Below are 19663 nucleotides of genomic sequence, written 5' to 3'. Positions count from 1 at the left end.
ATTTTTCAAATGTAAGTGTATTACTTTTTCCTTGCCTGGTTTCAACTTTTTGGCTTTTCATTACGAATCCCCTTTTTGAGGCTAATTATACTTTTTTTAGGTAAAAGTCATAGTACCTTTGTATCGTTAAGAAAATGAAAAAGGGACATGAGAGGCAAGCCAGACAAACTAAGTAAATCTCTAAGAAAATAAGTAATCAAAATATTATAGACATCAAATCAATCAAAACTATGAAAAAGTCAATCATCTTAGCCGTATTAGCAATAGCTGTTAATGCGTCTGTATTTGCTACTGATAATCTGGATAATGCGAAAGGTACTGCGAGTGCAGTTTTGACTACAACAGCCCGTCCAAATGTATTTAACTTAGTATATAGCTCTGCTAAGTCGGGTTTAGTAAAAGTAACTATTAAAAATCAGGATAACAATGTAGTGTTGGAAGATGAAGTTTTCAGTTCAAAAGGCTTTATTCGTCCATATAACTTCACAGGAATGCCTGCTGGAAATTACAACGTTTTAATTACAGATGCTGCTGGTAAAACAGAATTAGCTGTAGCCTATAGCAATGCTGTTGTAAATGCAGTACGTAAGGCTGAGTTTAAATCTCTGGAAGAAGGTAAATATCAATTGAGACTGGTAGGAAACACAGCGGATGCAGTAGAAGTATCAATCTATGATAAATTTGGTCAAGCAGTTCACTCTGAAGTTCTTACTCAAAAAGGAAGCTTTACACGTGTGTACGATCTGAGCAAATTAAAAGCAAAAAACCTGACTTTCGAAGTGAAAGCAGCAGGTCAGGTTGTCAATCGTGTACAATTATAAAGATAACAGGTGTTAAAAAGTGATTTTTTTCTATCTAACGAAAAACCCAGTCTACTAAGGCTGGGTTTTTTTCTATTTACAGGAGTAACTTTTGGGTAGAAAAAACAATAATCAAATCAAACCTTACAACTACTAATTACTTCATATTTTGGTAATTATATAGATTAATGGAACAATATGCTATCTTTGACTCTGTCGAGTTGTTCAAACCGCAAAACTTTAATTTCAGATTACATAGCTTATGAGAAAGCCTGCTGGCAAGTTCGTTCGTATTCTTTCTATTGACGGCGGAGGTATCCGTAGTATAATTCCAGGGCAAATACTTGCTATTCTGGAAGAGAAACTGAAAGCCAAAACAGGACGTTCAGAGACCCGTCTGGTTGATTATTTTGATTTGATTGCAGGGAGTGGTAGTGGAGGTATTATGGCATGTGCCTATCTGAGTCCCATCAAGCCTCAAAATACAACTGCGAGATTCTCAGCTCCTCAGGTGGCTGATATCTTTCTTCGTTTTGGTAAGAAGATATTTGAAGAGACATTCGATCATAAGTTGTTATCAGTAGGAGGGCTTATAGATGAAAAATATTCATCCTATGGGCTTGAAAAGTTGCTGAAAGAGTACTTCGATGATTTACACTTGAGTCATTTGCTAAAACCCTGTCTGGTACCAACTTATGATATTACACGGAGAGAAGTACATTTCTTCACTCAACATACTGCAACTAAACCTTCTGAAGACTTCTTTGTACGGGATATTGCACGTGCTACTGCTGCTAGTCCTACTTACTTCGAGTGTAAGAGATTACAGTCTCTTTCAGGTGTTAGCTATGCTATGATTGATGGAGGAATCTTTGCCAATAACCCTACATTATGTGCTTATGCAGAGGCCCGAAAATTATTTAGTCATCCAGAAAATGCAGATAAAGGAGTGACTGCCAATGGGATGGTTATATTCTCATTAGGAACTGGCAAATCAAAACTGCACTATGAGTTTGATGATGCTAAAAACTGGGGTCTGGCTTCCTGGTCACGTCCATTAATTGATATTACAGCTTCTGCTTCTGCTGATGTGGTAGATTACCAATTAAGAGAGATCTTTGGTGCTGTGGAAGTGGCAGGACAATATCTGCGTGTTAATCCTGAATTAGGGATAGATATTAATGCAGAGATGGATAATGCTTCTGTTAATAATGTACAGGCGTTGAAAGAACTGGGACAATATATTGCAGAAGAGATGGATGGTAAACTTAATAACCTGGTGGATCTTCTAGTTGCAGAATAGACAATACTTTACATAAGAAAATAAGAAAGCCTTTCCTGTAGGAAAGGCTTTCTTATTTCTATGAAATCTCAGACGGATTGTCGATGAATTCGATAAAGTCCTGAATTTTCTTCATGATGAGTACATTGTTGGGGCAATCGAGCGACTGGGTGACAGCTTGATAGCCTGAAATTAAAATAATTGTATTAGGAAATGCCTGAGATAGTTTAGTAATATAAGGCTGTAGTTCGTCCGGACCTGGAACAGAAGTAACTATTGTAAACAAATAATCAGGTTTATGAATAGCATGTACACTTTCTATATCCTGAAAAGGAAGACTTTGTCCCAGATAGATAACTTTTTGCTTTCGTACCCTCAGTAGATAGTTCGCAAATAACAAACTTAGTTCATGCAACTCTCCATCTGGTAGAAAGAGCATATACTTGTGCTGTTGATTAGTGTAGTTCGTTATCTGACCATCTGTCGCTACAATTATTTTTTGCCGTATTAAGTGTGAAATAAAATGCTCTTGGGCAGGAGTAATGGCAGCAGTTTGCCATAGTATACCAATCCGAATTAGAAATGGGAAAATTACCTGAATCATTGTCTGTTCAAAGCCCATTTGCAAGGCACATCTTGTAAGTACCTTTTCAAAACGTTCTTCATCAAGATCAATCATTGCAATGGTAAGTGCCTGAATCTGATCCGTATATCGTATACCTTGTTCACTGAGATCTAATACTTGCCTGTGTATTATATCCGGCTGCATCTGAGCGATTTTGGAAATCTTAAAACCATGCTCCTGTAGCAACGATATATTCAAAACTAATTTCAGATCATTATCATCATAGTACCGGATATTGGTATCTGTACGCTTGGGCGTTACTATATTATAGCGTTGTTCCCAGATCCGAAGTGTATGAGCTTTGATCCCCGAAAGGTTTTCCAGATCTTTAATTGAATACACACTCATAATACATACTATTTAATCATAGACAGATAACTTGCTGCTACTTGTAGTTACTGCCAGGTCAAATAAAACTTTAATAAAACAATTGAGGAAATAACATATGCGACAAACCTGTTTAACTACAGGTCCCCGTAGCCGACTCCAAACGTTTCTTTTTCATATCGCAAACTGATACAAATAGATGGATACATGCTAAACACATAACTGTATGATTTGTTTAAAGAAACCGAATTTTTATTTAAAGCGATCTATTCTAAAGCAGACCTCCTATTATCTTGTGCAGAGTTAAAGGAAGTAATATAGTAAATTACAACTCAGAAAGAATGCAAATTGTATCAGGTATACAGGTAGTGCCATCGGATTTTGCTTGACAGGTACAAGTACTGAGAATACTAATTGCAAAAAGAATGAAGTAACATACCAGCCTAGATAGTTATGAAAAGGCACATTATTATCTTGCCACGACCAGAAGTCAAGATGCATGGCAACTGGTTCAATAAAATAATCTATAAAAATCATTAACAATGAAGCAAAAATAGGCCTTAGCCAATTAGTTCGAAGGTAGGTATGGGAAATGATACCTGTACAATAGATTAGAGTAAGCCAATTACAACCAATGATTATGGGTACTCCAGCTATCTTCCAGCCTAGAGTTGGGCCATATTCATAGTTTCCAAAAATGAGTCCTGTTTTTATGCCTGCAAGTTCTACCAGATAACCTGTTATGAAACAGATCAAACAGAAAATATAAAATGAGGTAGTTAAAATAGGTTGAAATAACAACAATAATATTGTTGTAGCCAATAGATTAAAAGGTACCAAAACGATAAATAGCGGTTGAGTCACTTGCCAGTTTAACCCAATAATCCCTGCAACGTGCATCATTATCAACAAGATAAAGATTGTTCTATACAATGTAGAACTAGTTTCTAATGGAATGGATGTAGAGGTAAAGATTGATTTGGGAAGAGTCATGAACAGCTGAGAGACATTATTTTTAATGCGAAAGACAGATTATTTTTTATACGAACAATTTTTTCCGGTAAATGTTTCTATTTTTCGGCAGAAAAGGCAACCGTCCTATTTTGTTTTGCTAATATATCTTTACAACACAAATCATACCCTATGATATTATACAATATCACCATTAACATTGATGATAATGTGCACGATGAGTGGATACAATGGATGCGTGAACATCATATTCCGAATATTTTATTGACAGGATTGTTTGTAGATAACAAAATATTGAAACTCCTGACAGAAATAGAGAATGGGGGTACTACTTATTCGTTTCAATACTTTATGAATAGTATGGAAGACTACGAGAAATACGAAAGCGAATATGCTACTGCTTTACGAACAGAACATGACGCTCGTTTTGGTGGGAAATATGTTTCATTTCATACATTGCTTGAAGTCATAGAATAGTTGTACATCTTAACTGTGTAACTACATTTAGTATACCTCTATGGATACTTTCTTATTGCAGGCGCCTTATTATTTTTTCGGTTCGGCTAACAGTTTAGATAAAGATGTACTGCTGGAATGCGAACATATTCCTGATAAACAAACCAGCCAGGAGTGGATCAATGCCTATCGGCAACACCATCATGTGAGCTGGAATATAAATCTCATCACTATTCAGGACGGAGTCATCGTAAATACGATTCCGTCCAAATCGACCATTGATGGATTAAACAATGCCTTGTTTGATACATATAGATTGCATATCCAGGCGTATCCATTACCTGTTACCCATAAAGTAAAGCGACATCTGCTACTCAATATCTATCGGTGTATTCGTACAGTTCTTACTTTTTGCACTCGCACCCAATATAGATCTGTTATACGGCCTACTCTGAATGGTATCCACCCGTTTTTTCATAAACTTGATTCATTGGAATTACTGGATTTTACTACTTTAACTTCCTTTGACGCAAAGTATACCAATGATATCGACATATGGAAAACTATCCCTTTTTACATAGGCCAAACACTTGCTTTGCTAGATGGAGTAGAAATCTATACTAAAGATGCCTTAGTAGATTCCTTTCCGCAATTTACCAATTTTATTTATCGTCAGCCCCTAACTTCTGAGGATATTGCCTATCTGCAACAAACAAAGAAACAACTGGCTACTATTCTGCGTACTTTGCCTTTTGAAAATCCTGAAAGTGGTATTCTGATTATGGGGGACGAAAAAATAGATATGAGCCTGGAGGTTGCCTTATAAAATCAATCGGCTTTGACGCAAAATAAAAAGCAATAGAGGCAATAAAAAAGGTGTTTACCGATAGTAAATATACATCCGGATAAACACCTTTGAATGATTTAACTAGCCTATCAATGTATTATTTTTTGTACAAGTTGTTGTCCATTCTTATCCTGAATTTTGAGGAGATAGATTCCAGTTGGTAAAGCATTGGTTCTCACTAAATAGCTTTGATTACCTACTACCTCATAAGAAATACGCTGTTCTACACCCAATTGATTTATCAACGAGATGCTTTCTATTGGATAATTGTATTGAATGAAAATCTCATCCAAAAATGGATTGGGGTAAGTAATCAGCTTTCTTTTAATATGGGGTTCTGTTGCATTGACTATATCTTTTACAGTTACTATAATTTCATCTGACAGATTGATATTACCTTCATTGTCTGTTACTCTCGTGAAAATTGGATAAGTACCTTCCTTTACATCAGCCCATGTTATAGAAAACGGAGCTGTAAGAGCTTCCCCTATTTTGGTTCTGAAAGTAAAAAACTCGACTTTAGCAATACTGCCGTCTGTATCTGTGGCATTGGCCTGAATTGTAAGAGATGAAGAGGGCGCTATTGTATCATTCGAAGCAGGTGAAGTAATCTGTGTAGTTGGTGTACCTGGTTTTAATAGTAAACTTGTGCAGGACGGATCTGTACTTAATGAATGAAGTCGGTTGTCTATACTACTAGATACAAGATATTGATAGGAGGTTCCTGGCTTTACCAATTCATCCAAAAAGGAGGTTGTCGTCAAGCTTGCTCTTCCTATTAAAGTATAATTTGCCGGAGCACCTATGGTATAAGCAGGAATAACTCCCGTTTCACAACCTTCTTTTCTCCATATATATAATACCCCTCTTGAACTGCATGTATAAGCATCCCAACTTATTTTTATAGATTGGCCATCTGCATGAGCTTGTACATTTGTGGGTGGTTGGTTTACAATCGTAACACGCCAGGTTTTGGTATCGGTCAGCTGGTTGGGAACCGGAGCATTGTCTTCTGCTTTGAAAACCACATCATAGGGTTGAGCCCGCACCTGTTCACAAACGGTTTTCCACTCAAAATTGCTTTGGGCCGGATTTCCCTGATACTGATACTGGTCTCTGACTTTGGGTGGATGGTTGGGTGGATCGAGTGTAGCGGCTGGCTGATTAGGGAACAAGGCAGTGGAAGTAGAGAAAATAGCCGATTCGGAAGAAATGCGAATGGATTGATTTTGATCCGGATCGGTGGCCCGAATGATGGCTTTGAGCACTGTACCGGCGACAATACAGGTATCTTTGGGAATAATCAGTTCAGGTCGTTTGTTGGGTTGCTCTCTGACAGTAATCTGCATATCACGGACAATCTCTCCGATTTTGATGTAACCGACAGCAGTTTTTCGCCATTCTTCAACTACAAAGGCAATACCATAATTTGCATAGCCTTTTGTTCCAATACCATAGACACCAGGAGCATCCCAGATGATATCTCCAGTAAGAGGGTTGATTACAAAAGTAGGCGAGCCAGAGCCTGCTTCTGGAATTCCCAATGGCGGTCCAACTGTTTCTGGAGATTGATAGCCATTCACTGACAGAGTAGTACTTTGTCTGGGAATCACCATTCGGTAAGCGAGACTATCGCCATCGGGATCAAAGGCAGTGGGATTGTGAGTAAATTTTTGACCTACTTTTGCATTGTCGATAGGAGGGTTGAGTAGTTGAGGGGTACTATTGTTCCCAATGGTTGGAACAAGATTGAGCATGGTCTCTACATAAAAAGGCGTGTTAACTGAATTATTCATATTCACAATTTCCGCGTTTCTGTTCTGCTCCTGGAAGTAAATGACATAGGAGCCTGAACCTGGGAAAGTATAATTGAAGGTATAGGTAATTTCTTCAATATTTACCCCTACAGTCCGACGAGGGGTATTGGCATCGGCTCTAAGGAATACAGGATTATTACCTCTTTGTCCATTGGCAAGAATAGGCACAATGCCTATGGTGGCTTCAGGTTGGTCAACACCCTGTGTATCTCTGTAAAGAGTTAGCGTGAAGATATATGTAGGAGTACTTAGATTGCTTGGATCCCGTACTGCTGTAATTTGTCCCGCACGCAAGTGAGTTGCAAATGTATTTACAGTAAGAAGTAGTGATAATAAGAGAAATGATAAAAAGAATAAACGTTTCTTCATAGAATCCAGATAAAGTTGAGTATGGTAACTTGTAAAGATAAGAAATAAAAATGTAGTCAAATAGTTTGAGGGTTCTATTAAAAGGTATATATATGAGTCACTGAATTATAGAATAGGGTTTATACACAAACATAGTTTAGTTAATGAATAAACTAAGTAATATTACGTTGGGAGTGTATTTTTTAGTAATTACTATATTCGGTCGGCAGCCTTCAATAAAGCTAAGCTTCTTTGATAAGATCCCTGCAGAAATAGATGGATGTGGGCATTACTATACATATGGATCTTTGGATTACCAAAATAGTAAGTATGTTTTCGTTACTAACCTCCAGGGTTTAGCATTTATTAGAATCAATGGACGTCAAATCTCCCTTAAACAGACAAATGACAAATATGCTAAAGTTTCTATTTATAAAGGAGGAGGATATACTGTTGTTGAGGAGACAAAAACAGTAAGACAAACAGGTGATGAAGTGTGGTTGAGTAGAGGAACCTTGAAAGTTATAAGGCACTCAGATAAACAGGAGATTCTGATCTGGATTCATGGAGAGGGAGGATGTTAAGGTAACTTTCAGAGAATATTGAGGTATGCATATAGTAGGTAGTATTATAAAGTGAGCTGGCTTTGAGTTATTGTAGATAGTATCTTATTGGCCATAGCCAATGTTGTCAAAACTTTATTGAAAAAATAAGAGATGCCATCTACATATGAAATAAGGGCAGATTTTGATTCCCAAAGTATTGTTGTTTATCAGGCTTATCCTGAACAGATTGCTCTTGCTGCTATCAAAAACCAAACTTTTGAAGCACCGTTTTCCTTCACCCGTATGACTTGGATCAAACCTTCCTTTCTCTGGTTGATGGAAAGAAGTAACTGGGCTCAAAAGTCTGGGCAGGAACACATATTAGCTATTCGCATAAGTCGGGCTGGGTGGGAAAAGGCTTTACAAGAAGGAGTATTGACATCCCCTGAAAAGAGAGTCTATTCAGATGGACAAATCTGGCGTGAGTTATTTGAACAGGCAAAGGTGCATATTCAGTGGGATCCGGAAAGAAGCCTGAGAGGACAAAAATTAGATTATAGTAGTATTCAAGTTGGTATAAGTCGATATCTGATAGAAGAATTTGTAAGAGAATGGATACTGGAGATCAAGGATTATACACCTCTGACCAGAAAGGTTCATAACTTATGTAAGGCTGGTAAGTATGAACAGGCTAAGCGGTTTCTTCCATCTGAGAAACGATATGAACTGTCTGATAAGTTAAAAAAGCAGATTGGCGCTAGCTAAAAGGTTATTTCATTTAACTCTATTCTTTCAGTGTATTTAGTTGGGGATATACTCATCTGTGCAGTCTCCAATAACGTTGTCTGATATTTTTAAGATAGTTTATTGCTTCCAGCATCAATTTCTATTATTATAGGATTGTTAATTAAGCAGCACAATGTCAAATTTTTTAGTAATTCTAGGTCTACTTGTCCAACTGGTTTTATCAGTCGTTGCCTTACTATGGATTCTGGCTTTTTTAGGTTTTACCGATGAAACCAAACGAAGTACTTCTGCTAACTTTTTGGGTAAATCCCTGGTTACACTATGTGTACTAGTGGCATTGTTCCCTATAGGGTTGGTATTCTGGGTTGGCTGGCGATATTATTTTTCTTCTTTGCCCTGGCAAGATATTCCTTTAGGTCTTTTTCTTCCTTTAGTAGCTACGCTGGTTTGCTCTTTACTTTGTGCGGGGTTAATCTATCTTTTTAAGGTGATAGGCTATCGTCGCTAATTTTAACCTTTTCGGATAAATTAGTTCATACTGTATTGACAGAAGTGTTAAAGCTCCATGAGGAGAATCGTTTTTCACTATGAAAAGCTCGAAATAACCACCCTGAGTCAAACTCGTTATTTTGGCTACAATCTGACTCATTTTGGCAACAGAGGCCTTCTGCTTTCTGCCGACTTTTGCATGTGAAATATAAACCAACAGAAAAATGCAAAAGTCTATCTTCATTACCGGAGCTTCCACAGGCTTAGGAAAAGAAACTGCAAAATTATTTCAGTCGAAAGGGTGGAATGTAATTGCTACTATGCGTACTCCTGAAAACGAAACAGAACTGTCAAAGCTTGAGAATGTTACTGTTCTGAAGCTGGATGTAACAGATCCCATACAAATTCAGGAAGTAGTAAATCAAGTAATTGCCAAACAGTCTGTAGATGTAGTGCTTAACAACGCGGGGTACGGGCTGATTGGCCCATTGGAAGCATTGAATGATGGACAGATTATCCGGCAGATCAATACAAACCTTTTGGGTGTAATCAGAGTATGCAAAGCATTTACGCCGTACTTTCGCAGAAAGAGGACGGGAAGCTTTATCAATGTAACTTCCATGTTCGGGTTGATTGGGTATCCAACTTGTTCGATTTATGCTGCTACCAAATTTGCTGTAGATGGCTTTTCAGAATGTATGGCATATGACCTGGCTCACTTTGGTGTAAAAGTAAAGATTATAGCTCCAGGTGGTATACAAACTGAATTTACAGGACGTTCCATGGATGGGGGACAAGATGAAGCCTACCAGGAATTAGTAGAAAAGGTAAGTAAAGGATATAGTGCGGAAAAGGTAAGTCAGTTTTCAACTCCTGAAAGTATTGCAAATACTATCTATGAAGCAGCAACAGACGATAAAAATCAATTACGCTATATTGCAGGATCTGATGCTATTGCATTATATGAAGAAAGATTGGCAATGGGAGCTGAAGCCCAATACAGAAAAATTCAGACAATGTTTATGTAGCAGAACAGATAATGGAGTGCTAGAGCTATGAAACAAGCAGGAGATATACCGAAAAAATTTAATTCCATTTCAGAGCTACATAGGGCTTTGGGATTTTCGAGACCTTTACATCCTTTGGTGAGTCTGGTCAATTATGCTGACATCAAAACACCTTATGCCCAGTTGCCTAAAGCCTTATTGCTGAACTTTTATAAGATTTCGTACAAGAGAAACCTGACAGATAAAGTAAAATACGGACAACATTACTATGATTTTGATGAAGGGGGATTGTCCTTTATTGCACCCAATCAGGTTATTTCAAGTGCCAAAGAGGAAAAGGATTATTCAGGATATACTCTGCTTTTTCATCCCGACTTTCTCAGTACTTATCCACTTGCTACCCGGATTAAAACGTTTGGCTTCTTTTCATATGCAGCAAATGAGGCATTGTTTTTATCTGACAGAGAGACACAGATCATTATTTCTGTTTTTGAAAATATCCAACAAGAGCTCTCTAACCCTATTGATGATTTTAGTCAGGATGTAATTATATCTCATATCGAAGTATTGCTCAATTACAGCAACCGCTTTTACAAACGTCAATTCCTCACCCGCAAAGCAGTAAATCATAATTTGTTAACACTCATGGAGCAACTTTTAACTATGTATTTTGATGAGGAACAAGCCTTAGAGAAAGGACTTCCAACTGTTGACTATCTGGCAGATCAACTTAATGTCTCCCCACGTTATTTAAGTGATATGCTACGAAATTTAACTGGACAGAATGCTCAGCAGCACATTCACGAAAAATTGATCGAGAAAGCGAAGATCTTTTTAACTTCTACTCATCTATCTGTGTCGGAAATTGCCTATCAGTTAGGCTTTGAACATTCACAGTCATTTAATAAACTATTTAAGAAAAAAACTAATCTGACGCCAATTGAATTTAAACAATCATTCAATTAGTTTTAGAAAAGATGCTAAGTTGGTGCACACTATAAAAAGCTGGTTTGTAATATAGGTTGGTTATCAAAATGGTAACGATCAGAAGTGACTACAGTTTTGAGGTAAAGTATAGGAGCATAATAGTATTATCTAACCGGTCTGACACTAAAATTCTTTAAACAATACTGTTGGAATAGTATATTTTTAAATAGTAAGCTTTTTTGATTATTCATATGCCTTATCAGACATTAGATAGCAAAGCCATTGACATGCTTCGTGATATTCCGGATCTGATACCTGTCTATCGGGAATACTATGAGGATTGGCGAATTCGTGTATTTGACAGAAAGGAGCACGAGTGCAGAAACTATGTGTCTCCCAATAGACGTGACTTTTTTAAAATACTCCTGGTTACAGAAGGCATCGGAATCTTTACGATTGGACTTAATACGTATCATATTGAAAAACCAACAATTTTATTTATTCATCCAAACGATATTATTTCCTGGAAGAATCTCTCAGAGCAAAACAAAGGTTTTTACTGTTTATTTAAGAATACTTTTTTAGGACAATATCCTCAGTTAAAAACAGCTATTGAGAGATACAATCTGTTTACTGATAAGTCCAAAAGTATCATTACTTTGAGCCAACAGGAGGCGCTTTCTCTGGAGTCTATCTTTATCAAAATCTATGATGAGGAATTATCCGGAAATAAATTCAGTGAAGATGTGATCCAGGCATATTTACAATTATTGCTTATTGAAAGCATCAAGATTGGTAACTATCCTCTGCCTGCCAATGTCTCAGATGAATACAAGCATATTCATCAGTTCTTCCAGCTTTTGGAACATGAAACGGCCAACATAAATTATACGACACCCATACGTATTAAGACCGCGCAGGAATTTGCTATAGAAATGTCCCTTCATCCAAACTATTTGAACGCTCTACTGAAAAAACACACCGGGCAAAATGTAAGTACACATATTCGCAATCGGTTGCTTGAAGAAGCAAAGATACTGTTAGCTCAAACAAACTGGACGTTGGAAGATGTTGGTTACAGCATTGGATTTTCGGAACAGTCGAATTTCAACCTTTTCTTCAAAAAGAATACAGGCTATACACCTGCTGCATTTCGAAAAAACTACCACCTTCGAAATTCATAAAAGACACTTTGTTTTCCATATAAACCCGCCGTTAGCTTGTTGCCATCTTTGTCTTATTAAATTAATCACTAAAAAGATGGAAAAAACGACAATTGTAATTCCTCCCAAAAATACACAAAGTGTATTTGCTAACATGAGAGGAGCCCATGTGGCTCTCAGAGTCCCAAACTATGATAAGACTAAAAAATGGTATATGGAAAAACTGGATTTTCGGTTATTGCATGAATGGCCTTTTGGAAATCTGCAACTTGCCTATCTGGCACCTGCTAACGACGATACCTTCTGGATAGAATTGCTGGCAGGTGGAAATCCAGAACCTAAAACCAGTTACCGAGATCTAAATGAAAGTTTACATCCCGCTGGTTATCATCACATTTGTATGGATGTGAAAAGCGTTGATGATACACTTGCTCAACTTCGTAACAGAGGTGTCACCATTCTTGGAGAAGCTTTTGATCTACCTGTTATTGGCAAACGACTGGGTTTCTTTTCAGACCTTTGGGGCAATGTAATCGAATTGTCTGAGGCTTTGTAATAGAAATAATCTATATAGGATGGATTAGATATGTAAGAGAAAAGTGGACAGAAAGTTAAGTTTAACTCTAAATTTCAGAAACAGTATAACCGTGTTCTCCTTTACAAACTCCCTAGGATAAAGATGAACTTGTAAAGAAAAATAGAATAACTCAAACAAGCGCTATTTGTCAAATAGCGCTTGTTTGAGTTATTCTATTTTGGGTAGGCAATTATTGTGGAGATTCATAATACACTAAATAAGAGTATTTACAATCTTCTATTTAACAACTAAATTACTAAGTTAGGTAGGCTTTAAATTATTTAATCATATTTTGTATGTATAATATGATTATTTTACATACATTTATGTAATTAATACATGGCTCATAGTAAAGATGAAAGGGACAAACCTAGGAGAATTTGAAGAACTGGTACTGCTTACTGTTGTTGCCTTGATGGAGGATGCCTATAGTGTAGCAATATGTGATGAGCTGTCCAATCTCACAGGCCGCTCAATTAAACTGGGTGTAGTGCATGCGGTACTTAATCGTCTTGAAGAGAAAGGACTTGTGAAAAGCGAATTAGGTGAGGCAACAAAGACTCGTGGTGGCAAACGCAAAAGATTCTATCAATTGACCATACCAGGAAAGGCAGCATTAGTACATGCCAAGTCAATGCGTGATCAGTTATGGGACAGCATACCATCACTTGTTTGGGAAAAAGTATAACATGAAAGAGCAACACCATCCACCTTTTTGGGCACAGCGGTTTATAGCGTGGTATTGTAAGCCCGAACTCGCAGAGGATCTTATTGGAGATCTTAACGAATACTTTGAGCGGAATGTACAGACCATTGGGCCACATCGCGCAAAGTTAATTTACACTATTGATGCTTTAAAGTTCTTGAGAAGTTATACGATACAAAGACCAAAATTTGCCAACCTTTTTATCAACTGGATCATGATCAGAAGCTACATCAAAACATCGGGACGCAATGTAATGCGCAACAAATTGTTCTCATCTATCAATATTGTTGGCCTTGCGATCAGTATGTCCGTCGGATTATTACTGATCGCGTTTGTGCTGGACCTGCATTCATATGATAGATTCCATAAGAACGGTGAGAGGATCTATCGCATCACCAATATATTAACTTCGAATAATGAACAAAGTAGCAAGTTTGCATCCACTTCTATAAAAACCGGAAAGCTTATCCGACAAAAAGTGACAGGTATTGAAGATGTAACTATTGTGCGAGACTTTTCGCAGGATGCTAAAGTTGGCGACAATATCCTCCCTGTTAAGGGCTACTGGGCGGAGCCATCGCTGTTCAGAATATTTACATTTCCTATGTTGGAAGGTAATCGAGACAAGGCGCTGAAAGACCCTTACTCAATTGTTCTCACAGAGACAACTGCAAGAAAACTATTCGGCAACGAATCAGCACTTGGTAAGGCAATTCAATTCGATACACTTACTTATCAGGTAACTGGTGTAATGAAGGATGTTCCTTTCTTTTCACATATTAATTTCGAAGCATTGGTATCATTATCAACAGCTGAGCAGCTCAACAAAAGCGACAGGAACTTCGAAAAATGGACGAATATGGGGTTAAACTATGTGTACCTGCTGCTATCACAAAATACCAATATGGCTGCCATTCAGTCCCAACTCAACGTAATTGCAAAAGAGGAGAATCTTGCCCAGGAAAACTCCAGAATACAACTTGAGCTTCTTCCTTTATATGAGATTGTAGTTGGAGAGAATCTCCGGGATATGCGTGGTTCCGTGCGGGTTCATATGCCTCCGGTTATGCTTTGGATATTGGGAGGACTTGCCCTTGTTGTAATATTATCTGCCTGTTTCAACTATACTAACCTTTCAATCGCACGTGCCATGCGCCGCTTTAAAGAAGTTGGGATTCGCAAAGCTATCGGTGCCGGTAAGAGCCAGATACGGCAGCAGTTTCTTACAGAGGCAATCATGATTTCTCTGGCGTCTCTTATTCTTTCGTTTTTCATCTTTCTTGTATTGAGACCACAGTTGATAGACCTGGCTCCGGAGATGCAGCGTACAGTAAAACTTGAGATCACTTCCTCTATGATCGTAACCTTTGTTATCTTTTCTGTTACAGTAGGTGTTATTGCTGGCTTTATGCCAGCTATATTCTTTTCGAAAATCAGTGCAATCAATGCACTCAGAAATGTGTCGTCTGTAAAAGTATACAAACACATAACACTCAGGCGTGCTTTAGTGGTTATTCAATACACATTCACACTGATCTTTATTACAACAACTGCCATTGGTTATGTACAGTACAAAAACATACTCGCATTTGATCTCGGATTCAACACTGAAAATATCCTTAATATCAATATGCAGGGTAATAAACCTGATGCGCTTCTTAAAGAACTGAGCGAAATACCAGAAGTAACCGCATTGTCCCGGTCGTTAATAATTACCAGCGTTGGGAATGCTTGGGGCGGCTATATGAAATATAAAGACTCGCACGACTCTGTATTGGTCCTTACCAACAACATCGACGAAAATTATCTGACTCTGCATGACTATAAGCTTATTGCTGGAGGAAATTTTATGGCACATCCCACTACAACCGCAGCTGCCTCAGAAGTGATCGTTAATCAACAAGTTTTAAAAAGATTTAACATTGCCAACAACAACCCCGAAGAAGCAATAGGGGAAGAGATTACATTCAGTAATGCCCAAGGACATGGACGCAAAATGACTATTGTTGGAGTAATGAAAGACTTTCACTATGGCAAGGTCAACAACCTAATCGAGCCTGTAGCCTTTATGCCATGGACACCCGAAGACAGGACAATCATTAATGCCAAAATAAAAAGTACCGACATGCTTGCGACCATGGCTAAGATTGAGTCCACATGGAAGAAGATTGATCGTATTCATCCATTTCAAGCTGAATTCTATGAAGAAGCGATAGAAGATGCTTATAGTGAATTTTCCTCCATGATCAAGATTATTGGCTTCCTTTCCTTTCTCGCTATTTCTATCGCATCGATGGGGTTGTTCGGAATGGTGGTATTTACAACTGAAACAAGACTAAAAGAGATCAGCATCCGCAAAGTGATGGGTGCAAGTTCGAGCAATCTTATATATTTGCTGAGCCGTGATTTTCTATTGCTGTTGTCAATATCGGCACTTATTGCTTTACCAGTAACTTACTTCTTCTTCAAAAATGTTATACTTACAAATTTTCCCTATCACACACCTGTGCAAATCGCTGAGCTATTTGTTGGCTTGTTAACCGTATTGTTTATCGCATTCATTATGATTGGCTCGCAGACAATGAAAGCTGCCAGAAGTAATCCCGCGAAGATTCTGAAGAGTGAATAAGGTAGGGATACCTTAATTGACAATTCTCATATTTATGGCGAAATAGGGGAGTGCGAAAAAATTCTGTTGATAGTAAGTAAAGAAGTAGAGGTTTTTCCAAAATGACCTCTACTCTAAGTAATCTCACAATATAAGTAGTCTTGCTTCTTGACTTAACTAATATCTCTGCCAGAAGAGATTAAGTCCAACTATCAGCACAAGGCCAATCTGTAGGGCAGTCAGTACATACATATAGTTAGCCTGACCTCTCGACTGGTTTAGTAGTCGCTCTCCTACAGTTAACTGCAAGCTTGATAGCTCTGTCAGAGTTTGGGCTACTTGGCCAAATGCGGTATGGGCAGTACCTACAAATAAGGCTTGCTGTTCCTTTGGTTGGTTAACTAATTTGGCTGTTATCTCCTCTTCTAACTGATTATAAAGGGATAGCCGTTGTTTTAACAAAGTGTATTGGCCAGCTTCTTTAGATGTTAATTTGGTCTTGTCATATTCGATCAGCAAAGAGTCTATCTGGCGGTTAAGACGATTAATGGTTGATCCCATAACGCTTCCACCTGAATCAGTTTTACCTAGCACATAGGATTCGAGCAGTAGCCGTTTCTGGTAAACTTTTGAATTTAGACTGGCAATAATTGCAGTTGGAACCAAGCGATCCTTGTAAATGGAAGCTGATGTTTCCTGAATTTGATTTACACTACGACGGCTTAAAAAAATGCTGGTTAGAATCAGTCCCAACAGACTAGCAATCAATACAGTAAGACGTAGCGTTGAACGGTTATTAGTTGATTTTTCCATATATTGTACGAGGCGAAGTTTTATTTTTTCAGTATGAGTTTGAAAATCGCATATAAGGTTTTGCCATAGACTTGGTACAAAATTAAATTGTCGTTGACGTAACCTACCGCGATTTAGATGCTTATTGCTAAAGTTAAGGATTGAACTTTAGCATCAGAAATTTTGGAGAGTAAAATAAGATCTATAATCGTAAGATCAGTGTACCTAAGTAGACCAAAAATTACCTTAATTACTAAGTCCACTCATAAAAGTTATGGAGAGATTATAAAAGGAAAGAATATGAGATAGTAGTTGAAGAGTGAGAGAGTAGTTGAAGAGGTATAACATTTATTTCAAGCGACATTTAAATATGTCAACCACTTAGAAATGTATTTTAGTAAGACTAGCCTCTAGATACGAAATAATTAGTTGTATTTATTAATACTAGACACCATCGCTATACTATTCGCGCTCAGCGATAAATAAAAAAAATGCCTTTCCATTATCATCTGATAAACAAAAAAGCATTAAATACTTGTTATTTAATGCTTTTGCAGAGAGGAAGGGATTCGAACCCTCGATACCGTTTCCGGTATACACGCTTTCCAGGCGTGCCCCTTCAACCACTCGGGCACCTCTCTGTATGGGAAGCGTAAAAATCGGACGCGAAATAAGGGATTTTATTCCAGATTGTAAAAGATTATTTGAAATAAAACAACATTTTTTCTTTTATCAACTTATCTCACCACAAATAGAGGTTGTTAGTAAAGGTTGCCAGTCAGTTTTAGAGAGACCAGAACCTGCCAGATACATAAGTTTTGTAATAGCAGCCTCGGTGGTAATATCACCTCCACCTATCACTCCAATGTCTAATAGATGTTTACTCGTAGAGTATCTTCCTTGCAATACGGTACCTCCCAAACATTGAGAAACATTCAGAATGACAATGCCTCGTTGGATAGCTTTGGATAAACATTCAGTAAACCATGTATCAGTGTGTGCATTGCCTGAACCATAGGTTTCTAATACAATCGCCTGTAGGTCTGGGATATTTAATACGCTTTCGACTACAGAGCGACTGATACCAGGAAATATTTTGAGAATAGCTACCCGATCATCCATGTGTTTTTGAACTTGCAAGTTTGCTTCAACTACAAATGGACGCATCAATGCTGGACGGAAGTCAATCGATATACCTGCCTCAGCCAGTGGGGGATAATTCTCAGAATAAAAAGCATCGAATTGAGTACTTTCTACTTTCTTAGCTCGGTTGCCTCTCAGTAAGCGACTGTGAAAATAGATACATACTTCTGATACTTGTGGTTGATTGTGTTCATTTCGGCCAGAAGCTATTTCCAAAGCAGTGATCATATTCTCACGGGCATCTGTACGAATGGAACCTATTGGCAACTGAGCCCCTGTAAAAATAACAGGTTTATTCAAGCCTTTTAATAAGAAGCTGAGGGCTGAGGCACTATAGGCCATTGTATCTGTACCATGCAATATTACAAAACCATCATGTAGTGCATAGTTTTGTTCAATAATTCGAGCCCATTCAATCCAGTGAGCTGGTGTTACATTAGATGAATCTATAGGTACATCAAAAGCAATGACGGTTAAGGTGAAATCAAAACGGTCAATTTCTGGAAGATTTTGAAGGATTTGCCCAAAGTCAAAAGGCTTGAGTTGGCCATTAGTATCATAAGCCATTCCCAGAGTACCTCCTGTATAGATCATAAGGATGGATGCTCCTGTTTTGGCAGGGGTATGTACACAAATTGTTGAATACATGAAAGGTTATTTACGTTCCTGATTTTTAGTTTGTGATAAAGTACTGACTGGTATACTTATGCCTTTACTCCAAATAATAAAAGTGCATTTTGTGTAGTTGCTTCCGCTACAGTGGCTACAGAAACTTCTTTCAGATCTGCTACCCGTTGAGCAATCAACGGGATATAGCTGGTTTCATTGCGTTTACCCCTATATGGGACAGGTGCAAGATAGGGACTGTCTGTTTCCAGTACCAGATGCTGCAGGTCTACAAAAGGAATTACCTTGTCCAAACCTCCGTTTTTAAAAGTAGACACTCCGCCGATCCCCAGTTTAAATCCCATTTCAATAGCTATCTGGGCATCTTCCAGAGTGCCTGAGAAACAATGGAAAATTCCTGTGACCCCTGTAAGCCCGGTTTCTTCCAATACTGCTACAGTATCTCTAAATGAGTCTCTACAATGAATGACAATTGGTAGATCGTATTTTTTCGCCCAGCTAACCTGTATTTTTAATGCTTCTTTTTGTTGTTCTACAAATTCCGTAGACCAGTAATAGTCTAGTCCGATTTCACCAATAGCCACGAACTCTCGTTTACCAAGCCAGTCTTCTGCAATCTTTAATTCTTTCTCAAAGTCTGCTTCTATGCTACAGGGATGTACTCCCATCATAGAGAAACACTGATCAGGGTAGTGGTCTTCTAAGGCTAGCATGCCATCAATGGATGTGCTGTCTACATTGGGCATAAAAATCTTTGTCACACCCGCATCAAACGTCCGTTTGAGCATTGTCTCCCGGTCGTTAGTAAACTGGTCTCCATAAATGTGGGCGTGTGTATCTACAAATTGCATAATTCAG

General features: G+C 38.0%; 19 protein-coding genes and 1 tRNA gene. 13 read left to right on the top strand and 7 right to left on the bottom strand.

What is annotated here, in order from left to right; genetic code table 11:
- The first annotated feature begins 230 nt into the window (after positions 1-230).
- Together QNI22_RS16720 and QNI22_RS16715 are read left to right on the top strand one after the other, a co-directional pair.
- Positions 231-821: a hypothetical protein gene (locus tag QNI22_RS16720; RefSeq protein WP_314512311.1), complete on the top strand. Its 591-nt coding sequence runs from the start codon at positions 231-233 to the stop codon at positions 819-821.
- Between the two features lie 241 nt (positions 822-1062).
- Positions 1063-2103: a patatin-like phospholipase family protein gene (locus tag QNI22_RS16715; protein ID WP_314512310.1), complete on the top strand. Its 1041-nt coding sequence runs from the start codon at positions 1063-1065 to the stop codon at positions 2101-2103.
- Positions 2104-2161: 58 nt separating this feature from the next.
- Here the strand turns inward: QNI22_RS16715 and QNI22_RS16710 are convergent, their stop codons facing one another.
- Positions 2162-3055, bottom strand: a complete 894-nt coding sequence (locus QNI22_RS16710) for a MerR family transcriptional regulator (protein WP_314512308.1) — start codon at positions 3053-3055, stop codon at positions 2162-2164.
- 282 nt (positions 3056-3337) lie between these two features.
- Positions 3338-3937, bottom strand: coding sequence for a carotenoid biosynthesis protein (locus QNI22_RS16705; RefSeq protein WP_314512306.1), 600 nt, complete (start codon positions 3935-3937; stop codon positions 3338-3340).
- A gap of 240 nt (positions 3938-4177) precedes the next feature.
- On the opposite strand from QNI22_RS16705, the gene QNI22_RS16700 reads away from it, so the two are divergent.
- Together QNI22_RS16700 and QNI22_RS16695 are read left to right on the top strand one after the other, a co-directional pair.
- A complete protein-coding gene (locus QNI22_RS16700) occupies positions 4178-4483 on the top strand; it encodes a DUF4286 family protein (protein WP_313979056.1) in 306 nt (101 codons plus the stop codon).
- 40 nt (positions 4484-4523) lie between these two features.
- Positions 4524-5288, top strand: a complete 765-nt coding sequence (locus QNI22_RS16695) for a hypothetical protein (RefSeq protein ID WP_314512304.1) — start codon at positions 4524-4526, stop codon at positions 5286-5288.
- Between the two features lie 110 nt (positions 5289-5398).
- Here QNI22_RS16695 and QNI22_RS16690 read toward each other — a convergent pair whose 3' ends face one another.
- Entirely contained in the window at positions 5399-7495 is a 2097-nt protein-coding gene (locus QNI22_RS16690; RefSeq protein ID WP_314512302.1) for an Ig-like domain-containing protein, read from the bottom strand.
- Between the two features lie 143 nt (positions 7496-7638).
- Between QNI22_RS16690 and QNI22_RS16685 the strand changes: the two genes are divergently transcribed.
- The 9 genes from QNI22_RS16685 to QNI22_RS16645 all read left to right on the top strand — a co-directional run bounded on the left by QNI22_RS16685 (position 7639) and on the right by QNI22_RS16645 (position 16264).
- Positions 7639-8058 (top strand): hypothetical protein, encoded by a 420-nt coding sequence (locus QNI22_RS16685; RefSeq protein WP_314512300.1) that lies wholly within the window; start codon positions 7639-7641, stop codon positions 8056-8058.
- Between the two features lie 132 nt (positions 8059-8190).
- Positions 8191-8784, top strand: coding sequence for a DUF4291 domain-containing protein (locus QNI22_RS16680; RefSeq protein WP_314512298.1), 594 nt, complete (start codon positions 8191-8193; stop codon positions 8782-8784).
- Positions 8785-8938: 154 nt separating this feature from the next.
- Positions 8939-9274 carry a hypothetical protein gene (locus QNI22_RS16675; protein ID WP_314512296.1) on the top strand — a complete coding sequence of 112 codons (336 nt, stop codon included), beginning with the start codon at positions 8939-8941 and terminating at the stop codon, positions 9272-9274.
- Positions 9275-9479: 205 nt separating this feature from the next.
- Positions 9480-10283 (top strand): SDR family oxidoreductase, encoded by an 804-nt coding sequence (locus QNI22_RS16670; protein ID WP_314512295.1) that lies wholly within the window; start codon positions 9480-9482, stop codon positions 10281-10283.
- A 27-nt stretch (positions 10284-10310) separates the two neighbouring features.
- Positions 10311-11228, top strand: coding sequence for a helix-turn-helix domain-containing protein (locus QNI22_RS16665; RefSeq protein ID WP_314512292.1), 918 nt, complete (start codon positions 10311-10313; stop codon positions 11226-11228).
- Between the two features lie 212 nt (positions 11229-11440).
- A complete protein-coding gene (locus QNI22_RS16660; RefSeq protein WP_314512290.1) occupies positions 11441-12373 on the top strand; it encodes an AraC family transcriptional regulator in 933 nt (310 codons plus the stop codon).
- 76 nt (positions 12374-12449) lie between these two features.
- Positions 12450-12908 (top strand): VOC family protein, encoded by a 459-nt coding sequence (locus tag QNI22_RS16655; RefSeq protein ID WP_314512289.1) that lies wholly within the window; start codon positions 12450-12452, stop codon positions 12906-12908.
- A gap of 376 nt (positions 12909-13284) precedes the next feature.
- A complete protein-coding gene (locus QNI22_RS16650; RefSeq protein ID WP_314512287.1) occupies positions 13285-13617 on the top strand; it encodes a PadR family transcriptional regulator in 333 nt (110 codons plus the stop codon).
- Positions 13553-16264, top strand: coding sequence for an ABC transporter permease (locus QNI22_RS16645; RefSeq protein ID WP_314512285.1), 2712 nt, complete (start codon positions 13553-13555; stop codon positions 16262-16264). The genes QNI22_RS16650 and QNI22_RS16645 overlap by 65 nt, the downstream gene beginning before the upstream one ends.
- Before the next feature lie 156 nt (positions 16265-16420).
- Here QNI22_RS16645 and QNI22_RS16640 read toward each other — a convergent pair whose 3' ends face one another.
- From QNI22_RS16640 to QNI22_RS16625, 4 genes are all read right to left on the bottom strand, one after another.
- Positions 16421-17056 carry an MCP four helix bundle domain-containing protein gene (locus tag QNI22_RS16640; protein ID WP_314512282.1) on the bottom strand — a complete coding sequence of 212 codons (636 nt, stop codon included), beginning with the start codon at positions 17054-17056 and terminating at the stop codon, positions 16421-16423.
- A gap of 533 nt (positions 17057-17589) precedes the next feature.
- Positions 17590-17676 (bottom strand) — tRNA-Ser (locus tag QNI22_RS16635).
- Between the two features lie 91 nt (positions 17677-17767).
- Positions 17768-18826: an asparaginase gene (locus QNI22_RS16630; RefSeq protein WP_314512280.1), complete on the bottom strand. Its 1059-nt coding sequence runs from the start codon at positions 18824-18826 to the stop codon at positions 17768-17770.
- Positions 18827-18882: 56 nt separating this feature from the next.
- Positions 18883-19656 (bottom strand): TatD family hydrolase, encoded by a 774-nt coding sequence (locus QNI22_RS16625; RefSeq protein WP_314512278.1) that lies wholly within the window; start codon positions 19654-19656, stop codon positions 18883-18885.
- Positions 19657-19663 lie beyond the last annotated feature (7 nt).

The organism is Xanthocytophaga agilis, from assembly GCF_030068605.1.
Taxonomy (GTDB): Bacteria; Bacteroidota; Bacteroidia; order Cytophagales; family 172606-1; genus Xanthocytophaga; species Xanthocytophaga agilis.
Note: the sequence above shows the minus strand (reverse complement) of the source record. Positions and strands in the feature narration are given on the sequence as shown.

Bases quoted from the DNA above. Each gene is read 5' to 3' on its own strand.
- QNI22_RS16700 (WP_313979056.1), top strand. From the start codon at position 4,178: ATGATATTATACAATATCACCATTAACATTGATGATAATGTGCACGAT.
- QNI22_RS16630 (WP_314512280.1), bottom strand. From the start codon at position 18,826: ATGTATTCAACAATTTGTGTACATACCCCTGCCAAAACAGGAGCATCC.
- QNI22_RS16685 (WP_314512300.1), top strand. From the start codon at position 7,639: ATGAATAAACTAAGTAATATTACGTTGGGAGTGTATTTTTTAGTAATT.
- QNI22_RS16680 (WP_314512298.1), top strand. From the start codon at position 8,191: ATGCCATCTACATATGAAATAAGGGCAGATTTTGATTCCCAAAGTATT.
- QNI22_RS16665 (WP_314512292.1), top strand. From the start codon at position 10,311: ATGAAACAAGCAGGAGATATACCGAAAAAATTTAATTCCATTTCAGAG.
- QNI22_RS16710 (WP_314512308.1), bottom strand. From the start codon at position 3,055: ATGAGTGTGTATTCAATTAAAGATCTGGAAAACCTTTCGGGGATCAAA.
- QNI22_RS16650 (WP_314512287.1), top strand. From the start codon at position 13,285: ATGAAAGGGACAAACCTAGGAGAATTTGAAGAACTGGTACTGCTTACT.
- QNI22_RS16695 (WP_314512304.1), top strand. From the start codon at position 4,524: ATGGATACTTTCTTATTGCAGGCGCCTTATTATTTTTTCGGTTCGGCT.
- QNI22_RS16720 (WP_314512311.1), top strand. From the start codon at position 231: ATGAAAAAGTCAATCATCTTAGCCGTATTAGCAATAGCTGTTAATGCG.
- QNI22_RS16670 (WP_314512295.1), top strand. From the start codon at position 9,480: ATGCAAAAGTCTATCTTCATTACCGGAGCTTCCACAGGCTTAGGAAAA.
- QNI22_RS16655 (WP_314512289.1), top strand. From the start codon at position 12,450: ATGGAAAAAACGACAATTGTAATTCCTCCCAAAAATACACAAAGTGTA.
- QNI22_RS16645 (WP_314512285.1), top strand. From the start codon at position 13,553: ATGCCAAGTCAATGCGTGATCAGTTATGGGACAGCATACCATCACTTG.
- QNI22_RS16690 (WP_314512302.1), bottom strand. From the start codon at position 7,495: ATGAAGAAACGTTTATTCTTTTTATCATTTCTCTTATTATCACTACTT.
- QNI22_RS16675 (WP_314512296.1), top strand. From the start codon at position 8,939: ATGTCAAATTTTTTAGTAATTCTAGGTCTACTTGTCCAACTGGTTTTA.
- QNI22_RS16660 (WP_314512290.1), top strand. From the start codon at position 11,441: ATGCCTTATCAGACATTAGATAGCAAAGCCATTGACATGCTTCGTGAT.
- QNI22_RS16625 (WP_314512278.1), bottom strand. From the start codon at position 19,656: ATGCAATTTGTAGATACACACGCCCACATTTATGGAGACCAGTTTACT.
- QNI22_RS16705 (WP_314512306.1), bottom strand. From the start codon at position 3,937: ATGATGCACGTTGCAGGGATTATTGGGTTAAACTGGCAAGTGACTCAA.
- QNI22_RS16715 (WP_314512310.1), top strand. From the start codon at position 1,063: ATGAGAAAGCCTGCTGGCAAGTTCGTTCGTATTCTTTCTATTGACGGC.
- QNI22_RS16640 (WP_314512282.1), bottom strand. From the start codon at position 17,056: ATGGAAAAATCAACTAATAACCGTTCAACGCTACGTCTTACTGTATTG.